This window comes from Pseudomonas sp. L13 (genome assembly GCF_009935965.1).
Classification (GTDB): domain Bacteria; phylum Pseudomonadota; class Gammaproteobacteria; order Pseudomonadales; family Pseudomonadaceae; genus Aquipseudomonas; species Aquipseudomonas lactis.
On record NZ_QODJ01000105.1, the window covers coordinates 1 to 9,335 of the forward strand.

11 protein-coding genes are annotated in these 9,335 nt (G+C 56.7%); 6 read left to right on the forward strand and 5 right to left on the reverse strand.

Going from position 1 to position 9,335, the window contains the following annotated elements; genetic code table 11:
• The 5 genes from DK871_RS27660 to DK871_RS27680 form a co-directional block, all read left to right on the forward strand.
• On the forward strand, positions 1-1,425 hold a 1,425-nt coding region (locus tag DK871_RS27660; protein WP_178116090.1), incomplete at its 5' end, for an RHS repeat domain-containing protein.
• Positions 1,426-1,427: 2 nt separating this feature from the next.
• Entirely contained in the window at positions 1,428-1,796 is a 369-nt protein-coding gene (locus DK871_RS27665) for a hypothetical protein (RefSeq protein ID WP_161907394.1), read from the forward strand.
• Positions 1,797-1,831: 35 nt separating this feature from the next.
• The gene (locus tag DK871_RS27670; RefSeq protein ID WP_161907395.1) at positions 1,832-2,110 is read left to right on the forward strand and encodes a hypothetical protein; all 279 of its coding nucleotides are present in this window, start codon (positions 1,832-1,834) and stop codon (positions 2,108-2,110) included.
• The gene (locus DK871_RS27675; RefSeq protein ID WP_161907396.1) at positions 2,110-2,526 is read left to right on the forward strand and encodes a hypothetical protein; all 417 of its coding nucleotides are present in this window, start codon (positions 2,110-2,112) and stop codon (positions 2,524-2,526) included. Before DK871_RS27670 ends, DK871_RS27675 begins: the two co-directional genes overlap by 1 nt.
• Before the next feature lie 378 nt (positions 2,527-2,904).
• On the forward strand, positions 2,905-3,264 hold the full coding sequence (locus tag DK871_RS27680; protein WP_161907397.1) for a hypothetical protein: 360 nt from the start codon (positions 2,905-2,907) through the stop codon (positions 3,262-3,264).
• 180 nt (positions 3,265-3,444) lie between these two features.
• On the opposite strand, the gene DK871_RS27685 is transcribed toward DK871_RS27680, so the two are convergent.
• The 5 genes from DK871_RS27685 to DK871_RS27705 all read right to left on the reverse strand — a co-directional run bounded on the left by DK871_RS27685 (position 3,445) and on the right by DK871_RS27705 (position 7,623).
• A complete protein-coding gene (locus DK871_RS27685) occupies positions 3,445-4,674 on the reverse strand; it encodes a M20/M25/M40 family metallo-hydrolase (RefSeq protein ID WP_161907398.1) in 1,230 nt (409 codons plus the stop codon).
• 48 nt (positions 4,675-4,722) lie between these two features.
• A complete protein-coding gene (locus tag DK871_RS27690; protein WP_044273551.1) occupies positions 4,723-5,781 on the reverse strand; it encodes a diguanylate cyclase in 1,059 nt (352 codons plus the stop codon).
• A gap of 79 nt (positions 5,782-5,860) precedes the next feature.
• Entirely contained in the window at positions 5,861-6,493 is a 633-nt protein-coding gene (locus DK871_RS27695; RefSeq protein WP_161907399.1) for a LysE family translocator, read from the reverse strand.
• Positions 6,494-6,561: 68 nt separating this feature from the next.
• Entirely contained in the window at positions 6,562-7,431 is an 870-nt protein-coding gene (locus tag DK871_RS27700; RefSeq protein ID WP_161907400.1) for a sugar phosphate isomerase/epimerase, read from the reverse strand.
• A gap of 27 nt (positions 7,432-7,458) precedes the next feature.
• A complete protein-coding gene (locus DK871_RS27705; RefSeq protein ID WP_056784331.1) occupies positions 7,459-7,623 on the reverse strand; it encodes a rubredoxin in 165 nt (54 codons plus the stop codon).
• 158 nt (positions 7,624-7,781) lie between these two features.
• Between DK871_RS27705 and DK871_RS27710 the strand changes: the two genes are divergently transcribed.
• On the forward strand, positions 7,782-9,218 hold the full coding sequence (locus DK871_RS27710; protein ID WP_161907401.1) for a PLP-dependent aminotransferase family protein: 1,437 nt from the start codon (positions 7,782-7,784) through the stop codon (positions 9,216-9,218).
• Positions 9,219-9,335: the final 117 nt, after the last annotated feature.

Consider the following 9,335-nt stretch of genomic DNA (forward strand, 5'->3'; position numbering starts at 1 on the left):
AACCATTTTTACCAGCGCCAATACGACTACGACAAAACCGGCAACCTCACCCGCCTGCTCGACACCCGCAAAGGCGAACACCTTTACCGCTACGACCCGCTAAACCGCCTGACCCGCGCCGCTCACTCCCAGGACATCCAGGAACGCTTTGCTCACAACCCGGCGGGCAACCTGCTGATGCAAGACCGCCCCGGCCCGGACATCGTTGCGGCGAATCGTCTGATGATCCAGGGCGATCGCCACTACGACTACGACGCCTTCGGCAACTTGATTCGTGAGCGGCGCGGCAAAGGCCAGCAACTCGTCACTAAATACCGCTACGACTGCCAGCATCGGCTCATCAGCGTCACCCAACCCAACGGCCAAACCGCCAGCTATCGCTATGACCCCTTTGGGCGGCGCATCAGCAAAACCGTGGGCGGCAAAACCACCGAGTTTTTCTGGCAAGGCGACAAGCTGATTGCCGAGCACCATGCAGAGCGCCATCGCAGCTACCTCTACGAACCCGACAGCTTCCGCCCATTGGCACTATTGGAAGGTTTCGGCCCAAAAGAAACCAAGCCCTACCACTACCAACTCGACCACCTCGGCACACCGCAAGAACCGACCAGCCCCGAAGGCGAAATCGTCTGGTCCGCCCACTACCGCGCCTACGGCCAGATCGCCCGGCTCGACGTAGGCAAAATCGACAACCCACTGCGGTTTCAAGGGCAGTATTTCGATGCGGAAAGCGGGCTGCATTACAACCGCCATCGCTACTACTATCCAGATATTGGTCGCTACCTGACGCCAGATCCGGTGAAGTTGGCGGGAGGGATCAATGGGTACCGGTATGTGCCCAATCCGACGGGTTGGGTGGATCCGCTAGGCTTGAATTCATGCCCAGGCAGTGACGGGTGTAAACCCAGTGCTAGCGTTCAAAACCCTGCGGCAAGTGTTAAGCACGGAGAACCGGCCCTACCGCAACTGACCCGTGCGCAGCGGCAGGCGAGAATTGATGAGCTTGCAGAGGCAAACGCCTATAAGCATTTAGATGAGCTTGAAAAAGCAACACCCGGAGCACACTTTTTAGAGAAGCACGGAAAGCAAACGACACTCGCGTCTCAACTGGAACGATTACAGACGGCTAAAAACCCGACTACAGGAATAGTCGAATACTTTACATCAGGACCAAGAGCAGGAGAGCCGAAATACCCACCTGCTGCCACCCACTTTTTCAGCCATAGAGATCAACTGAATGCAATATATCGAGCTCAACTAATATTCAGAAGAAACGGGCTTGCCCAGTCTTTAAAGCCGATGCACATGGGGAAAATTGTGGGTGAAGGGTACTCTGGGAACGAAATGCAATACAGCCAACAATCCAAGGCACGAGTAATACTGAATAGCGCTGGCCAACCCAAAACTGCTTATACGGAATTATGATAATGAAAACGAAAGCGCCTAGCATGTCAATAATTCGCGGCTTGCTATTCACCTATGATATTGAGAACACCGACGATTTAAAGAGAGAGGAGCGAATCGCGTCTGTAGACGCAAACAACGAAAAAGAGCTCGTCGAACTTTTTAACGACCTGACCAAGCCAGAGTTTTTGATATACACCACCCCAGAGCGAGATTGGTTTATTAATTCAATCGAACATTTCTTAGAAACTGGCGACAGCTTCGATAATGTATTCAAAACCATGACAACTTATTTTAGCACTGAGATAGCTGACCAACGACAATTTATGCGAGTGCTACTACGCTGCTTATATCACTACAAGCTAGAGACCGAAACGGGCGAACGAATCTAAGCGGATAAACAACCTACACAAAAAAGGAACGTTCTATGCAGTTAAGCACGCAATTTAAAAGTCATCGCGCGCAATTCGCTGTACTAAATGAGGTAACCACCAGGGCAGAACGCAATCTACCGCCTTTTACCGGGGAAGATTACTACGGCAACCCCGTTGTCCGAATCGAAATGCAGGATTGCGGAAGAGGATACATACCAAACCCTTCTGACCGAAACAATCCAATACTTGATGAAAGCTTGGATGCAGCGATCGCAAAATTTGATCGCGAAACCAAAGAATTTTATACCGTATTCCCTGTGAGTAATGACTAATGCTGAAACACCCTTTTCTAGATATCCCGTACGCACCGAAACTTCGGCACTTACTCAGCCCGTTCGATATTTATGATCGCGAAGAGACTTTAGGTAAAGAGTTTGCACGTTACGACATCAACCTTGACACAGACAGAAGGCGACTGATCAAAAAATACATAATTGAGAAATCTTCAGATCTAAGCTATCGACATCGCAAGGTCTTATGCGACAAATTGGGGGCTGCACTTAGCGACGAAGCCTTTGATTTTTCGCACTTATTGAGACAGGCTCCCGGCTATTATTGCACCCTGCCTTGGGGATGGAGTGAAATGGACAATCCAAAAGGTTTTTTCGAAGAAATTTATAGATCAACTAATGAATGGTGGGAAGAAGACCTCCAAAAAGCCAGCCTCGAAGACCCTGCCACATGGTGACTTCCACATTGAATACATCGAATACTCAATGTGGGAGGGGGCAAGCCCTAATGCCAATCAGTCAAGCGAACACAACGCTCAAATCAACAAATACCAAATGTGGTAGCTGGCTTGCCTGGGAAAGCGGTACTGCAGTAATACATGCAGCGACTGACGCGCCGCCTTCGCGGGCAAGCCCGCTCCCACAGGGGATCTGCGCTTACCTTGAACTCCTCCCACATTCAAACCCGCTTCGCTTTGCAATTCAATGATCTGTATGGAGAAGTTTATAGGTGAAGGGTATAAAAGGGATAAATCAGAATATGGAAAACAGAGATAAGCCTTTGTGCATTTGAATGAAGACAGAAACCTCTTTACTGCTTACATGGACTTTTAAACATGAAAATACAACCACAGCTATCAATACTTAAAGGATTATTATTTACCTACTGCATCGAAAACACCAGAGATGCGGACCGAGAAGAGCTAATTACCTCTATAAACGTGAACCATCACGAGGAACTCACATGGTTATTCAATAAACTAACTAAGCCTAAATTCATCAAATATAAGCAAGATGAAAGAGAATGGCACATCAACACACTCCAGCATTTTCTCAGCACGGACGAAAATTTTGAGTCCGTATTTTATCTATTTGACACTTACTTCGAAGATGAAATCGTCGACAACAGAGCCTTTATGAAAACATTGCTTGAATGTCTAATTCGTTATCACGCTGAAGCGACAGCAGACGAATAATCCAACAAAACCAAGCGAACACGATCCCCTGTGGGAGCTGGCTTGCCTGCGAAAGCGGTAGTGCAGTAACACATGCAGCGACTGACACACCGCCTTCGCGGGCAAGCGCGCTCCCACAGGGGGCCTGCGTTTACCTGGCTGGCATTCCTCCCACATTCAAACCCGCTTCGTTCGATCTGATCAGCGCTTGGAAAGCTCCATAATCATCCGGCTCAACAAATAAACCCGCGGCGCCACACTTTCCACCTCTGCATATTCCTCCGGCGTATGAATATTGCCCCCCACTATCCCAAACCCATCCAACGTCGGCGTGCCTACCCCAGCGGACAAGCTGGCATCTGCCGCACCGCCACTGCCTTCGATAGTCAACTTGCGTCCCAGTTCGCCGTAAATTCCTTGGGCCATCGCCACCAACTTATCCGATTCGGCCGTCTGCGGCATCGGTGGCAGGCCACGCTGCAGGCTGGTTTTTACTTCGGTTTCCGGGATCAATTTGTTGGCTGAAACCCGCGCCAGGTCTTTCTCGATCCGGTCGAATTCTTCCGGCACGGCCGCACGCACGTCGGCCTTGGCGGTGGCTTGGTCAGGGATGACGTTGGTGCGGTCGCCGGCCTTGAGCACGGTGAAGTTGATGGTGGTTTTCTTGTCTTCATCGCCCAGTTTGCCCAGTTGCAGGATCTGGTGCGCGGCTTCCATGGCTGCGTTGCGTCCCAGCTCCGGGGCGACGCCGGCGTGGGCGGCTTTGCCTTTGACTTCGACCACGGCGGTGGCGCTGCCTTTGCGCCACACCACCAGACCGTCGGCGGGGCGGCCGGGTTCCAGGTTCAGGGTCACGTCGTGGCCCTTGGCAGTGTTGCGGATCAGTTCGGAGGCGGCGTCGGAGCCGGTTTCTTCGCTGGCGTCGAGCAGGAAGGTGATCTGCGCGTAATCCTTGAAGCCCTGGCTTTTGAGGACTTTGAGCGCATAGATGCCCGCGACGATGCCGCCCTTGTCATCCATCACGCCGGGGCCGTAGGCGCGGCCGTCCTTGATGTGGAAGGGGCGCTCGGCAGCCGAGCCTTCCTTGAATACGGTGTCCATATGGGCCATGAGCAGGATCTTGGCCTTGCCGGTGCCTTTGAGGGTGGCAACCACATGGCTGTTGTTGGCGGCTTTATCCGGCACCAATTCGATGCTGAAACCCAATTGTTTCAACTCATCCACGGCGATATCGCGCACTTGGGTCAGGCCCGGCTCGTAGCCTGAGCCCGAGTCGATATTCACCAGGCGCTCCAGCAGCTTCAAGGCTTCGGCCTTGTATTGTTCGGCCTGTTGCTGGATCTGTGTATGGGGCTCGGCGCTGTAGGCCGGCAGGCTGAAAGACAAGGCCAGGGTGGCGGCCAACAGGGTTTGCGGGAAGGAAAAGAGCATGGACCGATCCTTGTTTTTTGTTGGAGGGTGCCCCGCCACCCTACCCCACTAAACCGACCGCAACCAACTGCCCTGTACCGAGCTGACCCGGTTGCGCCCGCTGCTCTTGGCCTCGTACAGCGCCTGGTCGGCATCGTTGAGCCAACTGATGGAGTCGGCGTGGCTCGGCTGGTAAGGCGCCAGGCCGATGCTCAAGCTCACTCGCAGTGTCGGATCCTGGGCGTAGGCCAAGGCGTTGAAGCGACCGCGCAGGGCCTCCATTACCTCGGTGGCACGGTTAAGGGGCATGTCTGGCAGGATCACGCAGAACTCATCGCCGCCATAACGCCCGGCCAGGTCTGTGGTGCGCAGGTTCTGGCGCAGCACCTTGCTCAGTTGGCGCAGGACGATATCGCCGGTCACATGGCCGTAGGTGTCGTTGATGGTCTTGAAGTGGTCGATGTCGATCAACGCGATGGCGGCACCGGCCGGGCCTTGGCGGCAACGTTGAAACTCGAGGTCCAGGTGGTCTTTCCAGGCGCCGTGATTGAGCAGGCCCGACAGGCTGTCGGTGCGGCTCAAGGCCAGCAGCTCACGCTTGTGGCGGGCCAAGGTGACGGCCTGGCGGTAGCAGATCCAGCCCAGGGCCAAGGGGTACAGCATCAGGATCGGCAGGCAGGCATACAGCTGGGCCTGGGTGGTCACGGCGATAAACCCAGGCGTGAACAGCAGCAGCGCGGTGCCCAGCCCCAATGCCTGCGCCGCCCAACCCGCGAACAAAAAGCGCGGCCCGCCGATGGCGACGTTGTTCATGCTCATCATCGACAGGGTGGTGACGCTGGGCAGCGGGTTGAAGTGCATCGCGCCAACCCAGAACCCACCGCAAAAGGAATCGAACAGCAGGCTGCGGCGTTCGCTGCGCAAGGTATTGGCCGAGCGCAACGAGCATTGAAAAGCCAGATGCGGCCACGCAAACGCGTTGATCAGCATCCAGGCCCACACCCACAGGGGCGGGTTCAACGGATACATGCCGAACGCCACGCACACAAAGCCGAGCGTCAGCCCCAGCAGGCGGGATTTGTACAAGCGCAAAGCGAGCGGAAGTCCTTTTCCTCCGACGGCTGGCATGGTGGGGGCGATCCTGGGTGATTGCCTGGAGTCTAACAGGGCAACGTCAAATCGCCACTACCGCTTATTGGCTAATACTTCAGTGCGAAAACCCACGCGCCAGCATCAAGGCCACGCCCAGCAGCAACACGGCTGTGATCCGCTGCAACAGCACGCGCCGCTTGGGGTTTTCCAGTACATGCTTGATGCGCTGGCCGAAATAGCAATACAGGCAGCCGCTGGCAAATTGCAGCAGCAGGAAGGTCAGGCCAAGGATGGCGATGTCTGCCGCCGAGCTGTGTTCACCGGAGCCGGCAAACTGCGGGAACACGGCGCTGAACATGATGATGGTCTTGGGGTTGGAAAACCCGGTCAACAGCCCTTTGCCGAACAGGCTGCGCGCGCCCTCAACCGCGCCGGCGTTGTTGATCGACACGCCACTGCTGGTCCACTGCTTGTAGGCCAGGTAAAGAATGTAGACCACCCCGACAAACTGGATGGTCTGGGTAATGGCGAGGTTGCCCTTGATCAGTTCCGAGAAGCCCACGGCAAAGATCAGGATCGAAATCAGGTACGACACACTGGCGCCGACCTGCGCCGGGATCGAACTGCGCAGGCCGTCCTTCAAGCCCAGGCTGAGCAACAGCAGGGTCATGGGGCCCGGGCTGAAGGTCATGGTGGCGCAAAACAGCAGAAAGTAGAGAAATGAAGACAGGGTTAACGCACTTGTCATGGCCAGCACCTTGAATAAAGAGAAACAGCAGCAACAGGGCGAACGCAGCCGGCGCTCGCCCCGGCCGATCAGGCGACGGCGATTTCGGTGGTCAGGGAGTTTCGGTACATCACTGCCAGGTCAGCCAGGGCGGCCTTGGCGGTCTGGTTGCGGGTTTCAAACGCGACCAGACCCTTCCAGTTGGTCTCGACAATGGCCTGCAGCACATCGGCGTAATCGCAGTTGCCGTCATGGATGCCGAAGTGCTGGTCTTGCACGCCGTTGTTGTTGCTGAAGGAAATGCCCTTGATCAGGTGGTGGTACTTGCGCACCACTTCTGCCGGCAGGCCGTTTTCGATGTTGGCGTGGCCGGCATCGAGGAAGAAGTACACATTGCTGTGGGCTTGCAGGCGCTCGAACACAAAGGCGTATTCCGCTTCATGGGTGAAGATGTAATGGAATGGCCGATAGTTGACGTAGTTGGACAGGTTTTCCAGGTAGATATCCGTGCCCTTGGCCTCGGCGTACAACGCCAGTTCCTGCACCGACTTGAGGTAATGCTCCAGGGCAACCTTCTTGGCCATCAGCACCATTTTCGGCTCGACGATGCAACCACCGTGAATGATCAACGGCGCGCCCAGGCGGCTGGCGATGTCGATTTCCTTTTTCACGTACTCCACGGCCGCACTACGGAAGGCTTCGACATCACTGCCCAACGGCGCCTTGAAGTTGCCGTGAAAAACCGGCTTGACCCCCGTGGCCGCGATTTGCGCCTGCAGGCTTACGATACGCGCCTCGGTCCAGTCATCAACCATTTCGCCGAACAGGCTGCCGTCGATGTACCAGTGGGTGCAGTCACCTTCGATGGCGGTTTGCAGGCCCTTTTCGGCGCCCAGGTATTTCTGGTGGGCCACACCGGTGCAGAACGGGACGGTGGCGTTGATCAGTTTGCTGTCCATGGGACGATTCCTTTCGTGGATGGAGCGTTAGAGTTCGATGGCCATGAAATCGGCCTTGGTCACGCCACAATCCGGGCATGCCCAGTCTTCAGGAACCTCTTCCCAAGGGGTGCCTGCGGGAATTCCGTCCTCCGGAATGCCCAGTTCTTCTACGTACATAAAACCGCAGGGTGCGCACATATAAGTCTTCATGGAAATGCAAAATCCATTGCTCGGGTGTAGGAAGTTCCGCCATCTCCTGGCGAGATGGCGAGCAGTCTAGGGGAGTGGCATTGCGCAAGGCAGGTAAAGTGATGCCTAATCCGGCCTAACTTCACCGGTAAAAGCACCGGCAAACACAAGGACGCGTCATGTTTGTATCCGCCATCGCTTTTGTAGAGGGCACGCCCAAGGTCCAGCAGATCGTCGAGGCGTTCAGCCACGCCATCGAAAATGGCGAATGGGCCCCGGGCAGCAAATTGCCATCCGTGCGTGAGCTGACCCAGATCCTCGGCGTCAGCAAGTTCACCCTCAATGAGGCCCTGGACCGCCTGCGCGGCCGCCACCTGCTCACCTCAAGCCAAGGCCGCGGCTACTTCGTGGCGATGGACAGCACCCGCCCTGCCTCGGCGACCTGGGTAGACCTGTTGCCCCAGGACCTGCTCAGCGTATTGCGCCGGCCCTTGGCCACCGCCAGTGGCGAACTGCGCCCCGGTGGCGGGCATTTGCCGGAGGACTGGCTCAATGGCGAAGCGATCCGCCAAGCCATGCGCAGCGTAGTGCGTGCGCCGTCACTGCGCATCGCCGGGCTGGGCACACCGGCGGGGCTGTTGCCGTTGCGCCAGGCGCTGCAACAGAAACTGCACGGCGAAGGCTTGTCGGTGCCGGTGGAACAAATCATCACCACACCCAATACCGTGCAGGGCCTGGACATGCTCATGCGCCTGCTCGCACGCCCGGGCGACACGGTGCTGCTCGACGCGCCGTGCTACTTCAACTTCCACGCCAACCTGGCGCTGCACGGCGTCAAGGTCATCACCATTGCCCGGCGCCCCGACGGTTTTGACTTCACCGCCCTCGAACAACTGCTGGCCGAACACCGCCCCAGCCTGTATCTGACCACCAGCGTGTTGCACAACCCCACCGGCCACTCCTTCAGCCCCAGCCAGGCTTTCCGCCTGTTGCAACTGACCCAGCAGTACCACTGCCACATCGTCGAGGACGACCTCTACGGCGACCTGCACCCCAACCCACCCCCACGCCTGGCCGCCGTCGCCGGGCTGGACCAGGTCACCTACCTGTCGGGTTTCTCGAAGATCCTGAGTGCCAACACCCGCGTCAGCTACGTCGTCGCCGCCCCGCAACTGGCCGCCAACCTGACCAACATGAAATTGATGAGCGGCGGCGTCACCTCCGAACTGTTCGAACAAATCGTCTACCGCATGCTCAGCGAAGGCAGCTACGCCAAACACCGCAAACGCATGGTGCAGCGCCTGATGGAAGCCGGTGGACGCGTCGAACAATGGCTCAAACGCTGCGGGTGCGAACTGCCCATGGCGTACGAAGGCGGGATGTTCATCTGGGCACGCCTGCCGCCCGGCGTAAACGGCGAACTCCTGGCCCAGGAAGCGCTGAAACGCAGCATGGTACTGGCCCCCGGCGCCCTGTTTGGCTACGACCCGGCCCACCGCGACTCGATGCGCTTCAATGTGGCCCACAGTGATGAGCCACGCGTGCAGCGCGTGTTTGAGGCACTGTTGCTGCACGGTGTCGCCCAAAAAAGCAAAAGCCCCCCAACCCCAACCTAACCACGATGCGAAGCGAGTAGCTCTTGATCTGCCGGTAACCCGATGCGAAGCGAGCCGCTCTTGCTCTTGATCTGCTTTTGATCTTGATCTCAGGCGCCCCGTTAAACCACGCTGGCC